Annotated in this window: 26 protein-coding genes; 20 read left to right on the top strand and 6 right to left on the bottom strand. The window is 67.9% G+C overall.

Annotation, left to right across the window (positions count from 1 at the left end; all coding sequences use genetic code 11):
* Window positions 1-320 precede the first annotated feature (320 nt).
* The 5 genes from ABFG95_RS24710 (at window position 321) to ABFG95_RS24730 (ending at window position 3,323) form a co-directional block, all read left to right on the top strand.
* Window positions 321-623 (top strand): hypothetical protein, encoded by a 303-nt coding sequence (locus ABFG95_RS24710; RefSeq protein WP_348994997.1) that lies wholly within the window; start codon window positions 321-323, stop codon window positions 621-623.
* Between the two features lie 70 nt (window positions 624-693).
* Complete coding sequence (locus ABFG95_RS24715; RefSeq protein ID WP_006388009.1) at window positions 694-999, top strand: NIPSNAP family protein; 306 nt, start codon at window positions 694-696, stop codon at window positions 997-999.
* Between the two features lie 135 nt (window positions 1,000-1,134).
* Entirely contained in the window at window positions 1,135-2,052 is a 918-nt protein-coding gene (locus ABFG95_RS24720; RefSeq protein ID WP_063584133.1) for a PhzF family phenazine biosynthesis protein, read from the top strand.
* A gap of 279 nt (window positions 2,053-2,331) precedes the next feature.
* On the top strand, window positions 2,332-2,766 hold the full coding sequence (locus ABFG95_RS24725) for a GNAT family acetyltransferase (protein ID WP_049075013.1): 435 nt from the start codon (window positions 2,332-2,334) through the stop codon (window positions 2,764-2,766).
* Window positions 2,767-2,819: 53 nt separating this feature from the next.
* Window positions 2,820-3,323: an ankyrin repeat domain-containing protein gene (locus ABFG95_RS24730; RefSeq protein ID WP_049075011.1), complete on the top strand. Its 504-nt coding sequence runs from the start codon at window positions 2,820-2,822 to the stop codon at window positions 3,321-3,323.
* Window positions 3,324-3,342: 19 nt separating this feature from the next.
* Here ABFG95_RS24730 and ABFG95_RS24735 read toward each other — a convergent pair whose 3' ends face one another.
* Genes ABFG95_RS24735 through ABFG95_RS24745 form a run of 3 tightly spaced genes read right to left on the bottom strand, consistent with a single transcriptional unit; the run spans window position 3,343 to window position 5,665 of the window.
* Window positions 3,343-3,699: a hypothetical protein gene (locus tag ABFG95_RS24735; RefSeq protein WP_348994998.1), complete on the bottom strand. Its 357-nt coding sequence runs from the start codon at window positions 3,697-3,699 to the stop codon at window positions 3,343-3,345.
* On the bottom strand, window positions 3,700-4,653 hold the full coding sequence (locus tag ABFG95_RS24740; RefSeq protein ID WP_049075001.1) for a succinylglutamate desuccinylase/aspartoacylase family protein: 954 nt from the start codon (window positions 4,651-4,653) through the stop codon (window positions 3,700-3,702).
* A 10-nt stretch (window positions 4,654-4,663) separates the two neighbouring features.
* Window positions 4,664-5,665, bottom strand: coding sequence for a tripartite tricarboxylate transporter substrate-binding protein (locus ABFG95_RS24745; RefSeq protein ID WP_049074999.1), 1,002 nt, complete (start codon window positions 5,663-5,665; stop codon window positions 4,664-4,666).
* Between the two features lie 142 nt (window positions 5,666-5,807).
* Here ABFG95_RS24745 and ABFG95_RS24750 point away from each other — a divergent pair, with 142 nt between their 5' ends.
* The 3 genes from ABFG95_RS24750 to ABFG95_RS24760 all read left to right on the top strand — a co-directional run bounded on the left by ABFG95_RS24750 (window position 5,808) and on the right by ABFG95_RS24760 (window position 7,993).
* Window positions 5,808-6,671, top strand: a complete 864-nt coding sequence (locus tag ABFG95_RS24750) for a MurR/RpiR family transcriptional regulator (RefSeq protein WP_059269832.1) — start codon at window positions 5,808-5,810, stop codon at window positions 6,669-6,671.
* Between the two features lie 224 nt (window positions 6,672-6,895).
* Window positions 6,896-7,150 carry a hypothetical protein gene (locus ABFG95_RS24755; RefSeq protein WP_054417999.1) on the top strand — a complete coding sequence of 85 codons (255 nt, stop codon included), beginning with the start codon at window positions 6,896-6,898 and terminating at the stop codon, window positions 7,148-7,150.
* A gap of 249 nt (window positions 7,151-7,399) precedes the next feature.
* The gene (locus ABFG95_RS24760) at window positions 7,400-7,993 is read left to right on the top strand and encodes a YSC84-related protein (protein WP_049074993.1); all 594 of its coding nucleotides are present in this window, start codon (window positions 7,400-7,402) and stop codon (window positions 7,991-7,993) included.
* Between the two features lie 91 nt (window positions 7,994-8,084).
* Here ABFG95_RS24760 and ABFG95_RS24765 read toward each other — a convergent pair whose 3' ends face one another.
* Both ABFG95_RS24765 and ABFG95_RS24770 read right to left on the bottom strand, forming a co-directional pair.
* The gene (locus ABFG95_RS24765) at window positions 8,085-8,318 is read right to left on the bottom strand and encodes a hypothetical protein (protein WP_049074990.1); all 234 of its coding nucleotides are present in this window, start codon (window positions 8,316-8,318) and stop codon (window positions 8,085-8,087) included.
* A 126-nt stretch (window positions 8,319-8,444) separates the two neighbouring features.
* Window positions 8,445-8,915: an Lrp/AsnC family transcriptional regulator gene (locus ABFG95_RS24770; protein WP_006388018.1), complete on the bottom strand. Its 471-nt coding sequence runs from the start codon at window positions 8,913-8,915 to the stop codon at window positions 8,445-8,447.
* A 160-nt stretch (window positions 8,916-9,075) separates the two neighbouring features.
* Between ABFG95_RS24770 and ABFG95_RS24775 the strand changes: the two genes are divergently transcribed.
* From ABFG95_RS24775 to ABFG95_RS24795, 5 genes are all read left to right on the top strand, one after another.
* A complete protein-coding gene (locus ABFG95_RS24775) occupies window positions 9,076-9,987 on the top strand; it encodes a DMT family transporter (RefSeq protein WP_063584136.1) in 912 nt (303 codons plus the stop codon).
* Between the two features lie 55 nt (window positions 9,988-10,042).
* Complete coding sequence (locus ABFG95_RS24780) at window positions 10,043-10,267, top strand: hypothetical protein (protein WP_049074984.1); 225 nt, start codon at window positions 10,043-10,045, stop codon at window positions 10,265-10,267.
* A 310-nt stretch (window positions 10,268-10,577) separates the two neighbouring features.
* The gene (locus ABFG95_RS24785) at window positions 10,578-10,790 is read left to right on the top strand and encodes a hypothetical protein (RefSeq protein WP_006218759.1); all 213 of its coding nucleotides are present in this window, start codon (window positions 10,578-10,580) and stop codon (window positions 10,788-10,790) included.
* 149 nt (window positions 10,791-10,939) lie between these two features.
* Complete coding sequence (locus tag ABFG95_RS24790) at window positions 10,940-12,046, top strand: AGE family epimerase/isomerase (RefSeq protein WP_348994999.1); 1,107 nt, start codon at window positions 10,940-10,942, stop codon at window positions 12,044-12,046.
* A gap of 102 nt (window positions 12,047-12,148) precedes the next feature.
* Complete coding sequence (locus ABFG95_RS24795) at window positions 12,149-12,364, top strand: hypothetical protein (protein WP_049074981.1); 216 nt, start codon at window positions 12,149-12,151, stop codon at window positions 12,362-12,364.
* A gap of 95 nt (window positions 12,365-12,459) precedes the next feature.
* Here ABFG95_RS24795 and ABFG95_RS24800 read toward each other — a convergent pair whose 3' ends face one another.
* A complete protein-coding gene (locus tag ABFG95_RS24800) occupies window positions 12,460-13,392 on the bottom strand; it encodes a LysR substrate-binding domain-containing protein (protein ID WP_049074979.1) in 933 nt (310 codons plus the stop codon).
* Window positions 13,393-13,539: 147 nt separating this feature from the next.
* Between ABFG95_RS24800 and ABFG95_RS24805 the strand changes: the two genes are divergently transcribed.
* The 7 genes from ABFG95_RS24805 to ABFG95_RS24835 all read left to right on the top strand — a co-directional run bounded on the left by ABFG95_RS24805 (window position 13,540) and on the right by ABFG95_RS24835 (window position 20,355).
* Complete coding sequence (locus ABFG95_RS24805) at window positions 13,540-14,529, top strand: tripartite tricarboxylate transporter substrate binding protein BugE (RefSeq protein WP_059269836.1); 990 nt, start codon at window positions 13,540-13,542, stop codon at window positions 14,527-14,529.
* A 2-nt stretch (window positions 14,530-14,531) separates the two neighbouring features.
* Window positions 14,532-15,410: an N-formylglutamate amidohydrolase gene (locus ABFG95_RS24810; RefSeq protein WP_063582769.1), complete on the top strand. Its 879-nt coding sequence runs from the start codon at window positions 14,532-14,534 to the stop codon at window positions 15,408-15,410.
* A gap of 146 nt (window positions 15,411-15,556) precedes the next feature.
* Window positions 15,557-15,868 carry a hypothetical protein gene (locus ABFG95_RS24815; RefSeq protein WP_049074966.1) on the top strand — a complete coding sequence of 104 codons (312 nt, stop codon included), beginning with the start codon at window positions 15,557-15,559 and terminating at the stop codon, window positions 15,866-15,868.
* 141 nt (window positions 15,869-16,009) lie between these two features.
* Complete coding sequence (locus tag ABFG95_RS24820) at window positions 16,010-17,041, top strand: ABC transporter substrate-binding protein (protein ID WP_049074964.1); 1,032 nt, start codon at window positions 16,010-16,012, stop codon at window positions 17,039-17,041.
* Window positions 17,028-18,047, top strand: a complete 1,020-nt coding sequence (locus ABFG95_RS24825) for an ABC transporter permease subunit (RefSeq protein ID WP_049074963.1) — start codon at window positions 17,028-17,030, stop codon at window positions 18,045-18,047. The genes ABFG95_RS24820 and ABFG95_RS24825 overlap by 14 nt, the downstream gene beginning before the upstream one ends.
* A complete protein-coding gene (locus ABFG95_RS24830) occupies window positions 18,041-18,838 on the top strand; it encodes an ABC transporter ATP-binding protein (protein WP_049074962.1) in 798 nt (265 codons plus the stop codon). The genes ABFG95_RS24825 and ABFG95_RS24830 overlap by 7 nt, the downstream gene beginning before the upstream one ends.
* Window positions 18,832-20,355: a c-type cytochrome gene (locus ABFG95_RS24835; protein ID WP_348995000.1), complete on the top strand. Its 1,524-nt coding sequence runs from the start codon at window positions 18,832-18,834 to the stop codon at window positions 20,353-20,355. Before ABFG95_RS24830 ends, ABFG95_RS24835 begins: the two co-directional genes overlap by 7 nt.
* Window positions 20,356-20,392: the final 37 nt, after the last annotated feature.

The raw sequence follows: 20,392 nt of genomic DNA on the forward strand, positions 1-20,392 counted from the left end.
GCTCGCGGTCGATCAGGATGTAACGCGGATCGGGAAGCGCTGGCCCGCGTGCGGATCGTGTGCGGTGACGTTCGCGGCGCGCCGGGGCCTGGGAACGGCAAAGCCCGCCCTACCGGTGTCGCGGGTCATGTCGGCGGTGTGAAGACCTGACTGTAGAAGCGCATGGCGCGTTCGAGGTTGGCGGCGGTGATTTCCACGGATTGGATCAGGTTCTTGGGCGCATCGGCAAAAGGCGTCGAGGCGCCGCGTTGACGCGCGGCGATGGCTGTGGGATGGTCGCAAAGGAGCCGCCGCCCATGCCGCCGTGATGCGAGACCGCCATGCCCCACTTTCCAAAACCGAATGCCGCCGTGCGTCGCTACCGCTTTGCCTGCCAGGACATCGAGGCGCGATACGGCCACGGCAATTTCGATGATGCCGGCGACCACGTGGCCGAGGCCTTGCGTGAGGTGTCGGCGGCAGGGAACCAGTACCCGCTGGCTTTCGAGTTCGACACCGCGCATGCCAATCCGTGGTACCACGCGTTCGTCGTGATGGTCACCGGCCTGCCGGATGACGTTGCGCGGCGCTTTGCCGCGCGCATGCAGGCGCTTGGCCTGCCGCCGCCGCGCTCGACCGATTGACCGGGATTCGCCCCGCGAGCTAGGATGCCGCGGCGCGTTCGCGCCTCAGTCATCCGCTATTGGAGCCTTCATGGTTACCTGCTATCTGCGTTACGTCATCGACCCCAGCCGCCTCAAGGAATTCGAAGCCTACGGCAAGATGTGGATTCCGCTGGTCGAGAAGTTCGGCGGCACGCACCATGGGTACTTTCTGCCGTCCGAAGGCGCCAACAACATCGCGCTGGCCTTGTTCACGTTCCCCAGCCTGGCCGAGTACGAGCGCTATCGCCAGCAGTCGATGCAGGACGCGCAATGCCAGGCGGCGTTCAAGTACGCCGAGGACACGCGCTGCATCCTGAGCTACGAGCGCAGCTTCTTCCGCCCCGTGTTCGACTGAGCATCGCGCGGCGCGTGGCGGGCCTGATCCGACCGCACGCCTGTTATGCCCGGATTTCGGCGGCTCTGTGTCTGTCGCGCGACGCGGGCGGCGCGGATAATTCTCCGCGTCCGCCATCCCTTTGAAGGAACCCGCATGCGCTACCGCTACGTCACCGCCGATGTCTTTACCGAGCACGCCTATCAGGGCAACCCACTGGCGGTGGTGCTGGAGGCCGAGGGTCTCGACACCGCACAGATGCAGCGCATCGCGCGCGAGTTCAATTATTCAGAGACCAGTTTCGTGCTGCCGGCGCGCGATGCCGCGCACACGGCCTGGGTGCGCATTTTCACGCCCGACCGCGAGGTGCCGTTCGCCGGCCACCCGAACGTGGGCACGGCGGTGGTGCTGGCGCGCGAGATGATCGCGGCCGGCCAGCCGGCGCCGACCCGCTTCGTGTTCGAGGAGGAGGCGGGCCTGGTGCGCATCGACCTGCGGTATGGCGATGACGGCCGCCTGCTGGGCGCCGAGCTGGCCGCGCCGCAACCGTTGACGCGCGCCAGCCAGGTGACGGCCGAGGCCGCGGCGCGCGCCCTGAGCCTGGCGCCCGGCGATATCCTGCTGTCCGAACACGCGCCGCAAGTGGCGTCGGTGGGCCTGATCTTCCTGGTGGTGCAACTGGCCAGCCGCGATGCGCTGCGCCGCGCCCGACCGGATCCGGCGGGCTATGCCGCATTGCTGCCGCTGGACGGCGCCCGGTCCATCTATGCGTACACCACCGATTGCGGCGCCGAGACGCCGCTGGGGGCGATCGACATCCAGGCGCGCATGTTCACCGGCCGTATGACCGAGGATCCCGCCACCGGCAGCGCCACCGGCGCCGCCACGGCATTGCGGGCGGCCCTGCGCGGCAAGGGCGAGTTGCGCCTGCGGGTGGCGCAGGGCGTCGACATGGGCCGCGCCAGCCTGTTGCTGGCGCACGCCGAGGTCCGCGATGACGGCGTGTGGGCCGGCGTGGCGGGCCAGGCGGTGGTGGTGATGGAAGGCACGCTGCCGGCGCCCGCCGCGGCCTGAGCGGCCGCTTGGCGCGGCGGGCCGGGGTCGTGTATGCTGCCCGCCATGAACCGCATTCTTATCGCCCCGCCGGCCGCGCCGGCCCGGGCAGACAACCGACGAATCACTCGACGCCTGCGTTGAGTGGCAAGCCGTGTTCGAACGCCGGATCCCCGGTGTTCCCTCCAGAAGGCCACGATACCCCTCGTGGCCTTTTTGTTTGCGCGGCATGCGCGCTTTGCTTTCCAGCCATCGAGGCGTAGCGCCCGGCCTTCGTTTTTCCCTCAAGAGGAACGAAGCATGAAGCATCCCGAACTGGCCATCCGGTCTTTTCATCCGGCGGACGAAGCCGCCATCATCCAGTTGTGGACCGATTGCGGGCTGACGCGCCCCTGGAACGATCCGCGCAAGGACGTGGCGCGCAAGCTGACCGTGCAAGCCGACCTGTTCCTGGTGGGCGAGGCGGACGGCGTCATCGTCGGCACGCTGATGGGTGGCTACGATGGCCACCGCGGCTGGGTCAATTACCTGGCGGTGTCGCCGGCGCATCAGCGCCGCGGCTATGCCTCGGCGTTGATGCGGGCGCTGGAGCGCAAGTTCCTGGAGATGGGCTGCCCCAAGATCAACCTGCTGATCCGCGCCAGTAACCTGGCGGTCAAGGACTTCTATGCCAGCCTGGGGTTCCAGCAGGACGAGGTGATCAGCCTGGGCAAGCGCCTGATTCCCGATCTGTGAGCCGGGCGGTGTCTAATGGGCGCCTTCGATTCCTTTCCGATGACGGGTTTTTCATGACGACACCAGACGAACAACTGCTGCAGGCGGCGACGGCCGGCGACGCGCCGGGCGTGGCGCAGGCGCTGGCGCTTGGCGCGGGGGTGGACACGCGCAATGCGTTCGGCGCCACGCCGCTGTTCTGCGCGGCAACCGCAGGCGCGGCCGAGGCGGCGCGCCTGCTGCTGGCGCAGGGCGCGGACACGGCCTGCCGGGCGGGGCATGGATTGACCGCGTTGCATCAGGCCGCGGGCTGGGAGCACCTGGAACTGGTGGCCTTGCTGCTGGAGGCGGGGGCACAGGTGGATGCCGCGTCCGACGACGGCGGCACGCCTTTGATGGCGGCCGCGGCGCGCGGCAATGCCGCCATCGCCGCGTTGCTGCTGGCGCATGGCGCCGAGGCAGACCGCCGCGACGACGAAGGCTGGAACGCCTGGGCCTGGGCCATCGAGAAGGGCGCGCAGGATGTGGCGGATCTGCTGGAGAAGGCGGGCGCCGAGCCAGCGTTCCCCGAGGCGTAGAGCCCTTCGCTCCGCGCGCTCAATCGACGCCGGGCGGCAGGCGCCACGCCGGCGGAAGGGCGGCGAACTGCCCCCAGGAGGTCCAGGGTTGTCCGGAGGCGTCCCGCCGTCGGGTCCACAGTCCCCACTCGGGCGGATCGGGAAAGCCATGCCAGAGCAGTTGGGTCAGCACCCAATGCTCGTCCTGCACGGTGGCATGGCAGACGGCTTCGGCCGAGCGCAGTTGATCCGCGGTCAGGCCGAACAGTCCCTCGGCCGGCAGGTCGCCGAACGGGATGCTTTGCCAGCCGACGGCCACTCTCCCGCGGACATGGAAACCCTGCCGCTGGATGTCAGCGGCGGCGTCGTCCAGGTCCCAGGGATGGGGCTCCCACATCTACATCGGCTCGGTCAGGTACACCGCTTCACGGCCGACGATGGGCATGCGGGTCGGCATGAAGATGGTGCAGTTGTCGCACGGCGAGCGGATTTCCTCGCCGGCGTTGATGGCGATGAGTTCGCCCTTGTTGAACACCTCGAAGCCTAGCAGCGGCCGCGTGAAGGTGAAGTCCTCGGACTTGACCATGTGCACCTCGAGCAGCCGGAACGGCTGCGCGGGCGCCGCGGGCGCGCTGTTGGCCGGAGCGTCGATCAGGCCCAGGTGCGCCAGGAACCGCAACGTGACGTCGGTGGCGAGCAGGGCGGCCGATTGCGCGAAGTGCTGGCCGCATTCGACCACCAGCGCGCCGCCGCTGTCCGAGGCGGGATCGCCATGACGGCCGTAGTTCAGCACGCCGGTGCCGGGGAAGCGGCCGGCCGGCATCACCAGTTGCACCGCCGGGGCGCCGACGGCGGCGGCCAGCGCGGTGTTGCGGTCCATCTCGGGGTAGACCCAGAACGGCTGCACTGGCGCCCGCGTCGAGTGGATATCGAGCACGTAGTCGGCGGCGTCCAGCACCGGGCGCAGTTCGCGCGCGCGCCGCAGTTCCGGGCTTTGCTCGTCGCCGTCCAGCCACTGCGGCGACCAGATGCGGTTCAGGTTGTGGACCAGCTGGCGGTTCTCGTACGGGTTGTCGATGTCGAACGCTTCGTAGGCCTCGATGTTGGCGAAGCTGACGGTGAGCGTGCCGATCTTCGGGCGCACGCCCGTATCGAGCAGATGGGTCGCCGCCACCATGCCGCAGATCTCGTTGCCGTGGGTCAGGGCGTTGACCAGCACGTGCGGGCCGGGCTTGCCCGATTCGAAGCGGTGCACATAGTCGATGCCGGTGTTGCCCTGGCGGTAGGCGGAAAGGTCGCGCGGCAGGACTTCGAGCGGCGCGGTGTCGGGGGCGAAAGCGGGGTTGGACATGGGTGGGAACCTATTCCGGACGGATGCCGGCGCGGTCGATCAGGTCTTTGTACAAGGCCAGGCGCTGCGACATCATGTCGGTGAATTGTTGAGGGGTCTGCAACTCGGGCGGCAGGGCGCCGCTTTTTTCCAGAGACTGCACGGTGCTTTCCTGGCGGGCGGCGGTCTGCACCGCCTCCAGCAGTTTTTGCACGATGGCGGGCGGGGTACCGGCCGGCGCGGCCAGTCCGATCCACGACATCGAGTTGAGCACGGGATAGCCGAGTTCGGCAAAGGTGGGCACGTCGGGCAGCGACGGCAGGCGCTCGGGCGCGGCCACCGCCAGCGCGCGCATCTTGCCGGTCTGGATGTGGGGCAGGAAGGGCGCCAGGTTGTCCAGCGCGAACTGGGCCTCGTTGGCCAGCAGCGCATTCAGCAGCGGCGCGCCGCCTCGATAGGGCACGTGCACCGCGCCGACCTGCAGGGTGTGCTTGAGCAGCTCGGCATTGAGCTGGCCCATGCTGCCGACGCCAGCGGTGGCGAAGTGGACTTCGTCGGGGTGCGCCTTCAGGTAGGCGATGAATCCGGCGAAGTCCTTGACGGGCAAGGCGGCGCTGGTCACCAGCACGTTGGGCGAACGCGCCAGCTGGGAGATCGAGGTGAAGTCCTTGATCGGGTCGTAGCCCAGGTTGGGATGCATCAGCGGGTTGGCCAGGTGCGAGCTTTGCGACGAGGCCACCAGCGTGTAGCCATCGGGCTTGGCGCGCGCCACGCGCTGGCTGCCGATCGCGCCGCCGGCGCCGTCGCGGTTCTCGACCACCAGGGTGACGCCCAGGATCTTGCCCAGCACTTCGGCGTAGAGGCGGCCGGCCAGGTCGACCGATCCGCCGGCGGGGAAGGGCACCACCAGGGTGATGGGACGGGACGGATAGGCGGCATCCGCGCGGGTGGGCAGGGGGAGCAAGGCGGCGGCCAGGCCCGCAATCAGCAGTTGGCGGCGGGCGGGCGACAGGGCCTCGGACGGGTGCTTCATGAAGCTCTCTTGTGGGGACGAACGGTTCGGTCTATTCTGCAAGGAACGTTGCAGAATCAAATATAGTCTGCAATGAATATTGTTGAATTTGGGGTTATCACCTAGCCGGGGCGCGCCCGGCACCTTGGAGTCCGCCCGCACCGTGAATCTGCACCAGCGCATCGCCGCCTACGACAAGAAACTCACCAAGACCGAACGGCGCCTGGTCGACGACATGCAGGCGCGTTATCCCCAGGGCCTGCTCGAATCCGCCACGGCGCTGGCGCGCAACGTGGGCACCAGCGCCTCCACCGTGGTGCGTCTCCTGGCCAAGCTGGGCTATGACAGCTATGCGCAGGCGCAGATGCAGGCGCGCGCCGAGCTGACGGCGCGGCTGGCATCGCCGGGCGAGCGCGCCGACGCGGTCGGACTCGACAATCCGTCGGCGCAGGCCTGCCTGCGCAATGCCTTGCTGCACGACCAGCACAACCTGGAAACGACCTTTGCCGCGATTGACGCGGCGGCGTTCGAGGCCGCGGTGCGCCTGCTGACGCAGCGCCGCGCGCGCGTGCATGTGCTGGGATTGCGGCAGGCGGCGCCGCTGGCCAGCCACATGGCGCTGTATCTGAATCTGTGCCTGCCCGGCGTGCGTGCCATGACCGCCGCGGGCCCGCTGTTCCTGGAAGACCAGTTGTTGTGGCTGGACGAGCAGGACGTGCTGCTGGCCTTCACGTTCCGGCGTTACTCGGTGGCGGCGGCGAATGCGGTCAAGGTCTTTCGCGAGCGCGGCGGCAAGGTGGTGCTGGTGACCGACTCGGCGGCCGCGCCGGCCGCGGCGCAGGCACACCACGTGCTGCTGGCGCGCACCTCCAGCGCCTCGCCGTTCGATTCGTATGTGGCGGCTTTGTCGGTCTGCAATGCGCTGCTGGCGGCGGTGGCATTGCGCCGCAAGAAGGAACTGGCCGCAACGCTCCAGCGCGGCGAGGCCTTGTGGGACGCGCAATGGATCCATCCGCCGGCGCGTTGAGATCCGACGCCCTGTGTCGTCGCGCCGGCATGGCCGGCGAGTGTTCGCGCGCGCGTGCGTGCCGGCAGCGGAAAAGGCCCGATTTCGAGGCCTTTTCGGGCTTGTCCAGATGCGTTGGCACCCCCCCTTCTAGTACGTCATAACCCCCTGAAAACTTCGCTTTTCAAGCCCGTTTTTTATTGGCATATTTCGGTCGGGAAAAACGGATTTCAGGAGTGGAGGACATGGAAGGGTGGCCACAGCGTCACATCGACGGCTTCGAAGTGCAGTGCGAAGTCGTCAGTCTCGACGCCGGTGTGCTGGCGATAGAAATCAGCGTGTCACGGCCTGGCGATGCGGCTTTCCGGCAGCGCTGGTCTTTGCCGCGCTTCGTGACCTTCGCCGATGTCGGCGTGGCGCGGCGGCATGCCGAACTGGTGTTGTCCGGCATCATGTCGGTCGATCCGGCGACGGGCGAGCCGCGTTATGGAATCCTGTGAAAAATGCGGCGGTCGCGGTCAGGTGTCGATCCGCTTGCGGACGAGTATCGAGACGCGGATTGCCCTACCAAATGTTGCTTCGGGCGACTGGGCGAAAGGCCGCGCTGTCTTGAGCTGTCCGTGACCGCCGGGCAGGTCGGCGGGTCATGCGCGCGCTAGGTTTTGTTTCGTTTATCACATCATGTGCCTTGCGCCGGCGCTTGGGGCCGGTAGAGTAACCAACGGAAGACAACAAAAAAGGAGAGTTCCATGTTTGACACTTTTCCTGTCCTGCGCCGCGTCGGTATGGCCGCCGCGACCATTAGCGTGGCCGGCCTGCTGTTCGCCGGTTGCACCACCACCACTCCGCAATCGAACGCCTCCGCCCAGGAGCAGCGGCAGTCGATCAACAGCGCGGCCAATGCGTCGTTGGGCAAGCTTTATGAAGCCGCGCCGCAGTCCAAGGACCTGGTCGCGCGCGCCAAGGGCGTGCTGATCTTCCCGGATGTGCTGAGCGGCAGCTTCTTCATCGGCGCGCAGCATGGCAAGGGTGTGCTGCGGGTGGGCGGCGCCAACGCCGGCTACTACAGCACCACGGCCGGTTCGATCGGCTTCCAGGCCGGCGCCCAGTCCAAGGCTATGTTCGTGCTGTTCATGACGGATGAGGCCCTGAACAAGTTCCGCAACAGCAATGGCTGGACGGTGGGCGCGGATGCCACCGTGGCGGTGGTCAATATCGGCGCCAACGGCCGTATCGACACCAACACGGCGCAGCAGCCGGTGGTGGGCTTCGTGCTCAACAACGGCGGCCTGATGGCGGGCGTGTCCCTGGAAGGCACCAAGATCGCGAAGATCGATATGTAAGGGCCATCGCGGCGGCCGGTCCGGCCGCCACGATGCGCACAGACAAACGCCGCGGCGCAAGCCGCGGCGTTTTGCGTTGGAGGCGGGCGCGTCAGCGCAGGATGTCGTCGCCGTGGGCGCGCACCGCGCTTTCACGTTCGATTTCGGCGGCTTCGATTTTCGGATCCAGGCCGCGCCAGCGCAGGATGCGGCCGCGGTCCTCGGCGGGCTCCCAGCCCAGGATGCCGTAGCGGGTGATTTCGGTCTCTCCGGTGTCGAATGCCACTTCGAAGTAGCCCTGACGATCGGGTAGCGTGCTGCCGGGGTACCAGTCGGTTTCAGGCATGGTGGACTCCTTGCTAAGCGATGAAGGGGCGCCGGCCTCCGAGGCCGGACGCTTTTTATTGTGGGCTTGGCGGCGGGATCCCGCAAGCGCAGCGACAGCGCGGGTGGCCATGGCACGCGACGGCGGCTAGCCCAGCGGCACGGCGGTGGTGTAGAGCACCTGTTTGAGCGCGAAGCTCGAGCGGATGCTGGCCACGCCGGGAATGCGCGTGATGTGTTCGACGATCAGGCGTTCGAGCGCGTCGACGTCGGGCACCAGCGCGCGGATCAGGTAGTCGGCATCCCCGGACATCAGATAGCACTCCATGATTTCCGGCAGCACGGCGATTTCGCGTTCGAACACATCGAGCGCCGCCTTGCGCTGCTTGTCCAGCGAAATCTGGATGAACACGTTGACCTTCAGGCCGAGCTTGCGCGCGTTGAGCAGCGTGACGCGACGGTCGATCAGGCCTTCGGTTTCCAGGCGGCGTACGCGCGCCAGGCAGGGCGAGGCCGATAGATTGACGCGCGCCGCGAGTTCGACGTTGGTCAGGCGCGCGTCGCGCTGGAGTTCGTTGAGGATACGGATGTCGGTGGCATCCAGGTTGATGTCCGGCATAACAGACCTGTGGTTCGTGGATGGGCAGTGCATTTGTGCCGAGTATGCCCGTTTCAACGGTGAATTGAGGTGAAATGTGCTGGGGTTTACCCTATAGACTATTCCTTTCTTTGGCGAATCGGCCAAGGCACGGAATATTCAAGCGGTAGATGTGGCAGTAATGATCAGGCAGAGCACCTTGCGCAACTTCTTGCCCCTGGCGGGGGCGGTCATGATCTGGGGCGGCAACTGGCCCGTCATGAAACTGGGGCTGGCGCACATGAGCCCGCTCTGGCTGGCGGCCAGCCGCTTCGGGTCGGCCGCGCTGATCAGTGTGTTGGTGCTGGCGTTGCTGGGCCGCCTGCGGCTGCCCACGCGCCAGGAATGGCCGTTGGTGCTGGGCGTGGCCCTGCTGCAGATGGGCGCGTTCACCGCGCTGGCGCTGTGGGCCTTGCAGTACGTTGCGCCGGGACGGGCGTCGGTGATCGCCTACGCCACCTCGATCTGGGTGATTCCACTGTCGTCGCTGGTGCTCAAGGAACGGTTGTCGGCGGCGCAGTGGCTCGCCACCGGGCTCAGCTATGCGGGCATTGGCGTGATCGTGGCGCCGGCGTTCAGCCCTTGGCAGGCGCAGGCGGCCGTTGGCCTGCTGATGCTGTTGGGCGCCTCGTTCGCCTGGGCTTGCAACATCATCCAGCTGCGCGGCAGCCGCCATGTGCGGCTGGGCGCCGACATGATTCCCTGGCAGACCGCGATCGCCACCGTGCCGCTGGCGGCCTTGGCCTGGCTGCGCGACGGCGCGCCGGCATTCCTGGCCGTGCCCGATGCCTGGCCGGTGATCCTGTATACCGGCCCGCTGGCCACCGCGCTGACGTTCATCGTGGTGCTTGGCATGACGCAGAAACTGCCGCCGGTGGCGACGTCGATCGCCATGCTGTGCGTGCCGGTGATCGGCCTGGTGGTGTCGTCAGTGGTGTTCCATGAACGCATCTCGCCGGACCTCGCGCTGGGCCTGGGGCTGATCGCCCTGAGCGTGGCGGCGTCGGCGGCGGCGGCGCGCCTGAAGCGTCCCCTGGCGCTGCGGCCGTCATAGGGGCGGCGCGCTATCGTGGCGTGCTATCGTTGAGGCATTCAATTGAGAGTCACGCATGGCATTGCATCGTTTCGAAAAGGGTGAACTGGGTCACTGGCTGCGCGTCGTTGCCGATAATTCGGAACCGGGCGCCGTCCAGACCGGCGTGCCCGCGCATGTGGCCGAGGCGCTGCAAACCTTGCGATGCATCGACCCCGGCCCCGACGGCGGCTGGCGTATCACCGAGAAAGGCAAGCTGGCGCTGCGCATGGAAGAACCCGGCGCCATCCATTTGCGCTAGGCCGTTTTTCTCTTTCTCCCCGCATTCCAAGTCAGGTTTGTGACGAACTGCTCGCATTACTGCGAAATTGCGCTCGTTTCTTGCGAATGTTCTCGCCGTGTGTCATCAAGCGGCGCCACGCGCGGGCGGGCTACGGGAATCTCCTGAGACGGTTTGTTCGATTTGGCAGCGTCCGGACGTATCGCGCGCCGCGCGCCGCCGGTAAGATGAACTTGCGTGACGGAATCAGGTCTATTCATTGCGCGGGAATTCTGCACCCGCTACGTCACGCGTGGTTCACGCGTTTAGGTAACCGACTGGGAGGTAGCACATGCAGCATCGTGACCAGGAAGTACTGATCGACGTTTCCACAGCGGCCATGGATACCGGCGGATATGGCGTATTGCTGACGGTAACGGCTGAGGGCGGCACCGAGGTGGATGCCGCGTTTTCCCACTTGGGCAACTGCGCCTCCTTGGACGAGGCACGCGATCGCGCGGAAATCTTCGCGCAGAACTGGGTCGAGGAAAACATCTTCCGCTAGGCGCAGGCGCGCCTGCAGGAAGTTGAACGGCTGTACCGGTCTGTGTGCGCATGACTTTCAGAATGGCGTTCCAGAGATGGCGGCGAAAATTTCGGTTATCGTCGCTGCTCCATAACAAGCGGTCCTCATCGGACCTGCGTCGTTCCAAGATGACTGCCGCACAGACCAACTCCGCGCTGGCCGAGCAAATCAACGCTTTGCGCGAGCATTTCGACTCCGTCATCCTGCCCATGTGGATGGGGCGGGGCTTCAATGACGCGCTGGGTCTGCCATTCGAATCCCTGGATGCCGCCACCGGCGAGCCGCTGCCGGTAGTGCGTTATCGCGCCATGGCGTGCGCGCGCCAGTTGTATGTCTATGCCGAAGCGCCGGGCGCGGCCGCCGGCGCGCATGCCGACCGCCTGTTCTCCTCGCTGCGCCGCGTATTCCGCGACGAGACGCATGGCGGCTGGCGCTACAGTGTCGACCCGCAAGGGCAGCCGCTGGACACCTCCCAGGACCTGTATACCCACGCATTCATCGTGTTCGCCTGCGCCGCCTATTTCCGGCGTTCGCGCAACGCCGACGCGCGCAAGCTGTTGCTGGCCACCGCCGAGACCATCGAGTCGCGCTTTCGCGGCGCCGACGGGCTGTACCACGCGGCGTTGAGCCCGGACTGGCGCCAGCCGCTGCGCGGGCCGGCGCAGAATCCCATGATGCACTTGACCGAGGCCTACCTGGCCGCGGCGCAGGTTGCCGAACCGGCCCGGTTCGCCACGCGCCTGCGGGGCCTGGCGCAAGCCATGACCCAATCGTTCCTGAGCGCGCCGACGCAGTGCATCGCGGAATTGCCGCAAGGCACGCCCGGCAATCGCATCGAGCCGGGCCACCAGTTCGAATGGCTGTCGCTGGTGCGCGAGTCGGCCGAGGTGTTCGACGGCCTGGACCTGGCCGAATCGCTGCCGCGCGGCGTTCACTGGGCCCGGGGGCATGGGGTCGACGCGGGCGGTGTCGTGGCGGCGTTGGACGAGCGCGGCGCGGTGCTGGACGATATCCGCCGGATCTGGGCTCAGACCGAGTACCTGCGGGTATTGGCGGTGCTGGGCGAGCGAGCGGCCCTGGCAGAGGCATTGGCCGGGTTCCGCGCCCGTTTCCTGCATGCCGCAGGCTGGCACGAGTGCCTGGACGGCAGCGGCGCCGTGGTGCGCGCGGACATGCCGTCGACCTCGCCCTACCACTTGGCGACGTGCCTGGCGGCGCTCCCCGCCGTTGTTTAATTGCGCCGTTAACAATTTTTGTTTAGCCGGGGATAGCTTTTAATAGAAAAACATTGGTGAAATCCCTTACAATTTAGTAACTATGTTTGTGGGGAAGCATCAATGAGCGTTATGTGCTTGGCTTGCCAACGCATCAACCCCGGGCTTGCGGGTGTGACACCGCACGCCCACCTGGGGCATCAGGGATTCACCAACCCGACTCAGAAAGGCCGCGAGGAAAGCCGCGAGGACCACTTCCGCTGCCTGAACTGCGGCGCCAAGTGGCTGCGCGAGACTGACAAGTGGGGCGTGGATCTGGGGTTCAAGCTGGCGCCTTGAGGCGTCGGAACGACGCGGCCGAACGGCCACAAGCGCCTGTCATGATCGGGCCCCTTTTTGGGGCCCGTTTTGTTTTGTAACGTACGGATGCAAGTTCAGGCCGCGGGCAGGGCGCCAGCCTCGGGATCCTGTCTGGCGGTGTCGAGAAGCCACTGGCGGAAACAGGCCAGGGCGTAGTGGTCGCGCCGTTGCGGTGGGGCGCACAGGTGATACCCGCGGGCGATGGCGATGCGCAGATCGGGGAAGGGGGCGGCCACGCGGCCGGCCTGCAGGTCGTCCTGCACCAGGCAGCGCTGCAGCACGGCGACGCCCATGTCGGCCATGACGGCGCGCACCAGGATGCTGACCTGGTCGAAGCCGCTGGCAAGCTTGAGCGGGGCGCGGCGCACGCCAGCGGCCTCGAACCAGCGGTCCCAATTGTCCTGGCCGTTGGCGTGGTACAGCAACGGCTCGCCGAGCAGGCCCGCGGGGCTGTCCCACAGGCCCGCGGCACGACGGGCGGCCAACCGGGCGGGGCTGCAGATGGCGATCATTTCGCGGCCGATCACGTAGTCGGCCTGCCAGCCGGGCCATTGGCCGGCCACGCCCGAGAGAATGCTGGCGTCGGGCGTGGCGCCCGAGAAATCCTCGTTGCGGCGATAGGCCGCGAAATCCAGCTGGATATCAGGATGGCGCCGATGGAAGTCGGGCAGGCGCGGCACCAGCCAGGCGCTGGCCAGGGTCGGCACGCTGGATAGCGTCAGCCGCAGGCGGCGGTCGTCGGCGCGCAGTTCGGCACTGAGCGCCTCGATGGCCTGCAGCGGCGCCAGGCCGCCTTCGTAGAGCTTGCGGCCGGTTTCGGTCAGGGTCAGCCCATGGGCGTTGCGGCGCATCAGGGGCTGGCCGAAATGGGCTTCGAGGCGGGCGATGGCACGGCTGACGGCGCCCTGGGTTACGCACAGGATCTCGGCCGCCTGCGTGAAGCTGCCTAGCCGCGCCGCCGTCATGAAGGCGTGCAGCTCGGACATGGACGGCGAATGCAGGCGCATGGCGCGGCGGGTTCCAGCAGGCCGCGAGCGCGGCCTAGCATGAGCGTTGGTAATGAAGGCGTGCAATATAGTCGTTTGAAAGCGGAACGTAAAGTTCGGACACTGGCGGCCTCGCAGCAAGCCCTGCACCTTTTCCGGAGTCGCTCCATGTCCCGCCGCTTTTTCGGCTGTTCCGCGCGCATCGCGCTTGCCGGCGTCTGCGCCGCGCTTTCCTTGGCTGGTCCGGCGCACGCCGCCGACTATCCTTCCCGCCCCATCAAGCTGGTGGTGCCGTTCGCCGCGGGCGGTTCGACCGACATCGTGGCGCGCCTGGTGGCCGAGTACGCCGGCCGCGACCTGAAGCAGACCATCGTGGTCGAGAACAAGGCCGGCGCGGGCGGTTCGCTCGGCATGGAGCAGGTGGCGCGTTCGACCGCCGACGGCTACACCATCGGCATGGCGACGATGAGCACGCACGGGTCGAATCCGGCGGTCTATCGCAAGATGAACTACGACCCGCTCAAGGACTTCGAGCCGGTGGCCAACGTGCTGGCGGTGCCCAGCATCTTCGCGATCAATCCGCAGGTCCCGGCCAAGAACATGGCCGAGTTCGTCGCGCTGGCCAAGGGCCAGGCGGACAAGTACAGCTTCGCCTCGCCGGGCGTGGGCTCGCTGGGGCACGTGAACATCGAGAACTTCATGATGCTGGCCGGCATCAAGCTGCTGCACGTGCCGTACCGCGGCGCGGGCCCGGCGCTCAATGACGTGATGGGCGGGCAGGTGGACGCCATCACCGACAACCTGTCCTCGACCTTGCCGCAGGTGCTGGGCGGCAAGCTGCGGCCGCTGGCGGTGTTGGGCGCCGAGCGTTCGCCGCTGCTGCCGGATGTGCCGACCTACATCGAGCTGGGCTATCCCGACATGGGCACGGGCGGCTGGTTCGGCCTGGTGGCGCCGGCCGGCACGCCGCCGGCGGTGGTCGAGCGCCTGAACCAGGCCGTGCGCGCGGCGATGCAGGATCCGGAGTTCCGCAAGAAGGCCGAGGACGTCGGTGGTACGCTGATGCCGACCACGCCGCAGGAATTCAAGGTCCAGATCGAACAGGCCCTGGCGCGCTACGCCAAAGTCGCCAAGGCCGCCAACATCCAGGCTGACTGACGATGACGAACGCCGACTTCCAAGCCGTTTCCGTGCATGCTCCGACCGCGCCGGCGCTGCCGCTGGTGTGTGATTCGCCGCACAGCGGCGAGCGATATCCCGCCGATTTCGGCGCCGCGGCCAGCCTGGCGCAGCTGCGCCAGGGCGAGGACACGCACGTGGACGCCTTGTGGTCGGCGGCGCCGGCATTGGGCGCCACGCTGGTGGCGGCGCACTTTCCGCGCGTCTACATCGATCCCAACCGCACGCTGCGCGATCTGGATCCGGAGCTGCTGGCCGAGCCCTGGCCGGAGCCGCTCGACCCCGGCGAAAAGACGCGGCTGGGCAAGGGCCTGATCTGGCGCCGCATGGACAAGGCCACGCCGATCTACGACCGCAAGCTGTCGCTGGCCGAAGTGCGCCACCGCATCCAGGCGTACTACGAGCCGTATCATGCGGCGCTGGCACAGGCCATCGAAACCGCGCAACGCGATTTCGGCGCGGTCTGGCATCTGAACCTGCACTCGATGCCCAACGATGCCTATGCGCGGCTGGGCCGCGAGAGCGCGCATCCACTGGCCGATTTCGTGCTGGGCGACCGTGACGGCACCACCTGCGAGCCCGAGTTCATCGCCCTGATCGAGACCGCGCTGCGCGACCGCGGCTATACCGTGGCGCGCAACGACCCCTACAAGGGCGTGCAGTTGATCGCGCAGATCGGCCAGCCGGCGTTGAACCGGCACAGTCTGCAGGTCGAGATCCGGCGTCCGCTGTACATGGACGAGGCGACGCGCGAGCGCAATGCGGGCTTTGAATCGCTGCGCGCCGATCTGTCGCAAGTGCTGGCGCAGGTGGCGCAATACGTGCGCGCCCGCCTTCCGGCGATATCGTCGACAAAATAAACGCGCGTGCATCGTTGCGATCCCACGGCCCCGATTGATGCGAATCAATCGGGGCCGTTTCACGCGTGCTTAAGTTTCCCGATGACGGGCCGTTGTCGCTAACAACATGCTGCGCCGTTCACTGGCGCGGCCTATAAGGAACCGGTATGGCCGAGAAGATCATCAATGGTTTTTCCGTCGTGGCGTACGCGACGCAACCCGAGGGACGTATTCCGGCGCGCGCTTTTCTGGAAACGCGGCGTCTGCCGGTGAAGGCGGACACGGCCGCCAAGGACGCGGGCGCGCGGGAGGCCTGTGACGAAGCCGAGGCCGAGGACGAGCCCGAAAGCCTGGCCTTCGAGATTTTCATCACGCGCCGCTTTCGCGGCGCGGTCGAAGCGATGTCGGCGGCGCGCAACGCGCTGGATCGCGTCAAGTCCGTGGACGAGCACGGCGTGCCCGACCACTTGCCGGACTAGCGGCGCTTGAGCGCGGCGGTCGCCGGAGGCGCCGCCGCCCATATTGTTATCCCCACTTTGTATTTGTCGAACGCCTGAGCACGGGCCGATGATGCCGCATGGCAAGCATCGCCATTCACAGTCTGCTCAAAAGGAAGGTTGATGAATACGAACGTCCAAACGCGCGCCCATGCGGCGCGCGGCATTTCGCGACGCGCATTGCTGCGCGCGGCAACCGCGGCGGGCCTTGCGGCACCGCTGGGCATGCTGGGATCGCGGGTGCTGGCGGCCAATGGCGCGCCACGCACCTACAAGATCGCATGGAGCCAGACCGCGGTGTGCCAGTCGCCGGTTTCGGTGGCGCTGGAACGCGGCTTTTTCGACAAGTACAACCTGAAGGTCGAGCGTATCAATTTCAGCGGCTCGACCGATCAATTGCTCGAAGCCATCGCCACCGGCCACGCCGACGGCGGCATCGGCATGGCGCTGCGCTGGCTCAAGCCGCTGGAGCAGGGCTTTGACGTGAAGCTGGCGGTGGGTACGCATGGCGGCTGCATGCGCCTGCTGACCGCGGCCGATTCGCCGATCAAGCGCGTGCAGGACCTGAAGGGTCGCCGCGTGGCGGTCTCGGACCAGGCCAGCCCGGTGAAGAACTTCTTCGCCATCCGGGTGGCGCAACTGGGTATCGATCCGGAGTCGGTGGACTGGCGCCAGTATCCGCAGGACCTGTTCGGCGAAGTGCTGCGCAAGGGAGAGGTCGATGCCATCGCCGGCGACGACCCGCTGATCTACACGCTGCGCGAGGACAACAAGCTGCGCGAGGTCGCCACCAACATCGAGGGCGACTATGAGAACCGTACCTGCTGCGTGCTGGGGCTGCGCGGCGATCTGGTGCGCAACGATCCCGAGTCGGCCGCCGCCATCACCCGCGCGGTGATCGACGCGCAGCGCTGGACCGCATCCAATCCCGATGAGACCGCGCGCATCTTCGCGCCCTATGTGCCGGGCAAGGTGCCGGCCGAGCGCGTGGCGGCGATCCTGCGCAGCCACAGCCATGGCCACGCGTCGACCGGCGGCGCGCTGCGCGAGGAGATCGTCGGTTACGCCAAGGACCTGAAGACCATCAAGGTGCTGAGCGCCAACCTGGACATCAACAAGTACGCGCAAGCGGTGGTGCCCAATGTCCTCGGCTGACACGCTGGCGGTTGGGGCGTTACGCGGCGCGCCGGCCGCCGCGCAACCCTGGCGCCTGTGGAAGACCGGCGTGGCCGCCGCCGCCCTGTGGGCGGTGGTGGGCGCGGTGACGCTGCGCTGGCCCAATGTGGAGGTGGGCTTTACTTCCTGGGGCTACACGCGCGAGTTTGGCGTGGCGACGCTGGTGCTGGCGGCCGTGCTGCTGCTGGCGGCGGTGGCCGGCGGGGCGCGCCGCCGCCCGGTGCGCGCGTTGCACCGGGCCGGGCCTTGGCTGCTGGCGCTGGCCGTGGCGGTGGGCCTGTGGGAAATCGCGACGGCCAAGCTGGCGTTGCTGCCCAGCCCGTTCTTCGCGCCGCCGCAGTCGCTGATCGAGGTCTACGCTAGCGACTACAAGCGGTTGGCCGACAGCCTGGCCAATTCGCTCTGGTTGTTGGCCAATGGCTTCGGCCTGGGGGCGGCGGCGGGTTTCCTGACGGGCGTGGCGATCGGTTGGTCGCGTGGCCTCGGGTATTGGGTGCACCCGGTGCTGCGCTTCCTGGGGCCCGTGCCTTCGACGGCGCTGCTGCCCATGGCGTTTTTCTTTTTCCCGTCGAGCTGGTCGGCGGCCGTGTTCCTGATCGCGCTGGCGACCTGGTTCCCGGTGACGGTGCTGACCTGGTCGGGGGTGGCGGGCGTCAACCGCGCCTACTACGACGTGGCCCGGACGATGGGCGCGAGCGAGTGGTTCCTGGTGCTGCGGGTGGCGATACCGGCGGCGTTGCCGCAGGTGTTCGTGGGCCTGTTCATGGGCCTGGGCGCTTCGTTTTCGGTATTGGTCGCGGCAGAGATGATGGGCGTGAAGTCCGGCCTGGGCTGGTATCTGTCGTGGGCCCAGGGGTGGGCCTCGTACGCCAACATGTACGGCGCGCTGATCGTGATGGCGCTGGTGTTCTCGGGTCTGATCACGCTGCTGTTCGCGGGGCGCGACCGCCTGCTGGCCTGGCAGAAGGGAGTGGTGAAATGGTAGCGGCGGCACGGGAAGGCACGGCGGCATCCGCGGCGCGCGGCGCGGCGCTGGCGGTGCGTGGCGTAAACCATCGCTTCGAGCTGGACGGCGCGGCGTTGCCGGTGCTGGATGACATTGACCTGGAGGTGCGGCCGGGCGAGTTCGTTGCGCTGCTGGGTCCGAGCGGCTGTGGCAAGTCGACCCTGCTGCGGCTGGTGGCGGGGCTGGAGCCGCCGGCGCAGGGGGATCTGCTGGCCGATGACGAGCCAATAGACGGGCCATCGCCATCGCGCATCGTGGTGTTCCAGGATCCGACGCTGTATCCATGGCGCACGGTCTGGCACAACGTGGCGCTCGGGCTGCAGGCGCGGGGTCTGTTGAAGACACAGCGCGCCCGCGTCGACGACGCGCTGCAGCGCGTGGGCCTGGCGGCCTTCGGCCAGGCTTATCCGCATCAACTGTCGGGCGGCATGGCGCAGCGCGCGGCATTGGCGCGCGCGCTGGTGAACGATCCGCGCATCCTGATCCTGGACGAGCCGCTGGGCAAGCTCGATTCGCTGACGCGGATCGCGATGCAGTCCGAGCTGGTGGAACTGTGGCAGCGCAGCGGTTTCACCGCCTTGCTGGTGACGCACGATGTGGAGGAGGCCTTGTTCATGGCGTCGCGCATCATCGTGCTGAGCGAGCGGCCGGCAAGGATCAAGGACGAGATCGTCAATGACCTGCCGTATCCGCGCCATCGCGGCGATCCGCGCCTGGCCGAGTTGCGGCGCCAGGCGCTGGCCTTGCTGGGACTGGATGCGACGTGGTGAGCAATGCGGCGTTGGCGCTGGCGGCCTTGGCGGCGCCGGCGGGCATGCTGGCGTGCCTGGCGGCCGCGCGCCGGCGCGGGCGGGAGATCACGGCCGGCCTGCCGCTGCCCTGGCTGGCGGCGCTGACCTTGGCGTCGGTGGGCGGCGTGCTGGCGTTGGCCTGGCAGCGGGCGCAGGGCGTGCCGGGCCTGCTCGGATCGCGGCTGGGGCATCTGGCCCTGGCCGTCGCGGCGCTGTTGTTGCTGACGGCGCTGGCGGCCGCCTGGTTGCACAGCCGCATGCCGGCGCCGGCGGCGCGCACGGCATCGCGCCGGGCTGGCGCCATGGTGCTGGGGGCGTTGGCATCGTTGGCGGCGTTGCTGGCCTTGGCGATTGCCTGGCAGCCGGAGGAGGCGCTGGCGATTGCGCACTGGCCGTTCGCCTGGCGCTATGACCCGGATCTGCCTGTCGGCACGCATACCTGGCGCCGCCTGGGATTGGCGGCGGGACTTACGGCGGTGGGCCTGGGGCTGCTGGTGGGCGCGCTGTTCGCGCGGCGCGGCAGGCTGGTGTGGCTGACGGCGGCCGCTGGCCTGCTGGCCAGCGCCAGTTGGCCAGCGCCGCGGATGCTGCTGACGGAGGCAACGGCCACCTCTTACCAGCGTTCGCCCCTGTTGTTCTCGGATCGCAATCTTTTACAGGGCGCGCAACTTTACCAGCGCCACTGCGCAGGCTGCCATGGCGAGCGGGCGGATGGCCGCGGGCCGCTCGCGGCCGGGTTGCCGGCCTGGCCCAGCGTGTTGGGGCCGGCCTTGTTCGACAACCGCCTGGAAGGGGAATTGCATTGGCGCCTGGCGCGGGAGGGCGCCCGCCATGGCAGTGGCGCATATGGCGGCGACGCCCGTAACGGGGAGGGGATCTCCAACAGCGCGCCAGCGGGCGGCAGGCAGTCCGGCGGCCGCGCGGCAGGCGCGCCGCCCGTTTCCGGTTCGTCCGAAACATTGACGGCCGACGATAGCTGGCGGGTGCTGGACTACCTGCGCGTGCACGCCTATGGGGTCGGCGGTGGCGCGGGCATGCCGGCGATTCCCGCGCCGGTGGTGGTGCTGACCTGCCGCGATGGACGCGCGGCCACGCTGTCCGGCCTGCGCGGCCTGCCCGTGCGGGTGGTGGCGGCCGCGCCCGGCGCGCCCCGGGAGCCGCAGGATCCGCGCCTCTTGACCGTGGCGCTGACGCGCGGCGGTCCGCCTCCGGAGGATGCCGATTGCGTGGCGCCGGACGATACCGCCTGGCGTGCCTACGCGCTGGCCGCGGGCCTGCCGCCGCAGGCGCTGGCGGGCGCGCAGTTCATGGTGGATCGCCGTGGCTGGCTGCGGGCCCGGCGCCTGCCGGGCGCGGCGCCCGCCTGGACCAGCGCGGACAACGTCTGCGGTCCCGGCGGTCGCATGGAGAACACGTCGGCCCAGGGACTGGGGGCGCTGTTGCTGGCGATGGATCGTTCCCCCATTGACATCCCGGATACGCGGCGCGGGCCATGAAGCGTTGGCGCGCGGCGTGGCGGCCGGGGTTTTTTTT

This window comes from Achromobacter sp. HNDS-1, from assembly GCF_040084795.1.
GTDB classification, from domain to species: domain Bacteria; phylum Pseudomonadota; class Gammaproteobacteria; order Burkholderiales; family Burkholderiaceae_B; genus Achromobacter; species Achromobacter ruhlandii.

Coding starts and splice junctions, on each gene's coding strand:
- ABFG95_RS24710 (WP_348994997.1), top strand. CDS start 321: ATGCCCCACTTTCCAAAACCGAATGCCGCCGTGCGTCGCTACCGCTTT.
- ABFG95_RS24715 (WP_006388009.1), top strand. CDS start 694: ATGGTTACCTGCTATCTGCGTTACGTCATCGACCCCAGCCGCCTCAAG.
- ABFG95_RS24720 (WP_063584133.1), top strand. CDS start 1,135: ATGCGCTACCGCTACGTCACCGCCGATGTCTTTACCGAGCACGCCTAT.
- ABFG95_RS24725 (WP_049075013.1), top strand. CDS start 2,332: ATGAAGCATCCCGAACTGGCCATCCGGTCTTTTCATCCGGCGGACGAA.
- ABFG95_RS24730 (WP_049075011.1), top strand. CDS start 2,820: ATGACGACACCAGACGAACAACTGCTGCAGGCGGCGACGGCCGGCGAC.
- ABFG95_RS24735 (WP_348994998.1), bottom strand. CDS start 3,699: ATGTGGGAGCCCCATCCCTGGGACCTGGACGACGCCGCCGCTGACATC.
- ABFG95_RS24740 (WP_049075001.1), bottom strand. CDS start 4,653: ATGTCCAACCCCGCTTTCGCCCCCGACACCGCGCCGCTCGAAGTCCTG.
- ABFG95_RS24745 (WP_049074999.1), bottom strand. CDS start 5,665: ATGAAGCACCCGTCCGAGGCCCTGTCGCCCGCCCGCCGCCAACTGCTG.
- ABFG95_RS24755 (WP_054417999.1), top strand. CDS start 6,896: ATGGAAGGGTGGCCACAGCGTCACATCGACGGCTTCGAAGTGCAGTGC.
- ABFG95_RS24760 (WP_049074993.1), top strand. CDS start 7,400: ATGTTTGACACTTTTCCTGTCCTGCGCCGCGTCGGTATGGCCGCCGCG.
- ABFG95_RS24765 (WP_049074990.1), bottom strand. CDS start 8,318: ATGCCTGAAACCGACTGGTACCCCGGCAGCACGCTACCCGATCGTCAG.
- ABFG95_RS24770 (WP_006388018.1), bottom strand. CDS start 8,915: ATGCCGGACATCAACCTGGATGCCACCGACATCCGTATCCTCAACGAA.
- ABFG95_RS24775 (WP_063584136.1), top strand. CDS start 9,076: ATGATCAGGCAGAGCACCTTGCGCAACTTCTTGCCCCTGGCGGGGGCG.
- ABFG95_RS24780 (WP_049074984.1), top strand. CDS start 10,043: ATGGCATTGCATCGTTTCGAAAAGGGTGAACTGGGTCACTGGCTGCGC.
- ABFG95_RS24785 (WP_006218759.1), top strand. CDS start 10,578: ATGCAGCATCGTGACCAGGAAGTACTGATCGACGTTTCCACAGCGGCC.
- ABFG95_RS24790 (WP_348994999.1), top strand. CDS start 10,940: ATGACTGCCGCACAGACCAACTCCGCGCTGGCCGAGCAAATCAACGCT.
- ABFG95_RS24795 (WP_049074981.1), top strand. CDS start 12,149: ATGAGCGTTATGTGCTTGGCTTGCCAACGCATCAACCCCGGGCTTGCG.
- ABFG95_RS24800 (WP_049074979.1), bottom strand. CDS start 13,392: ATGCGCCTGCATTCGCCGTCCATGTCCGAGCTGCACGCCTTCATGACG.
- ABFG95_RS24805 (WP_059269836.1), top strand. CDS start 13,540: ATGTCCCGCCGCTTTTTCGGCTGTTCCGCGCGCATCGCGCTTGCCGGC.
- ABFG95_RS24810 (WP_063582769.1), top strand. CDS start 14,532: ATGACGAACGCCGACTTCCAAGCCGTTTCCGTGCATGCTCCGACCGCG.
- ABFG95_RS24815 (WP_049074966.1), top strand. CDS start 15,557: ATGGCCGAGAAGATCATCAATGGTTTTTCCGTCGTGGCGTACGCGACG.
- ABFG95_RS24820 (WP_049074964.1), top strand. CDS start 16,010: ATGAATACGAACGTCCAAACGCGCGCCCATGCGGCGCGCGGCATTTCG.
- ABFG95_RS24825 (WP_049074963.1), top strand. CDS start 17,028: ATGTCCTCGGCTGACACGCTGGCGGTTGGGGCGTTACGCGGCGCGCCG.
- ABFG95_RS24830 (WP_049074962.1), top strand. CDS start 18,041: ATGGTAGCGGCGGCACGGGAAGGCACGGCGGCATCCGCGGCGCGCGGC.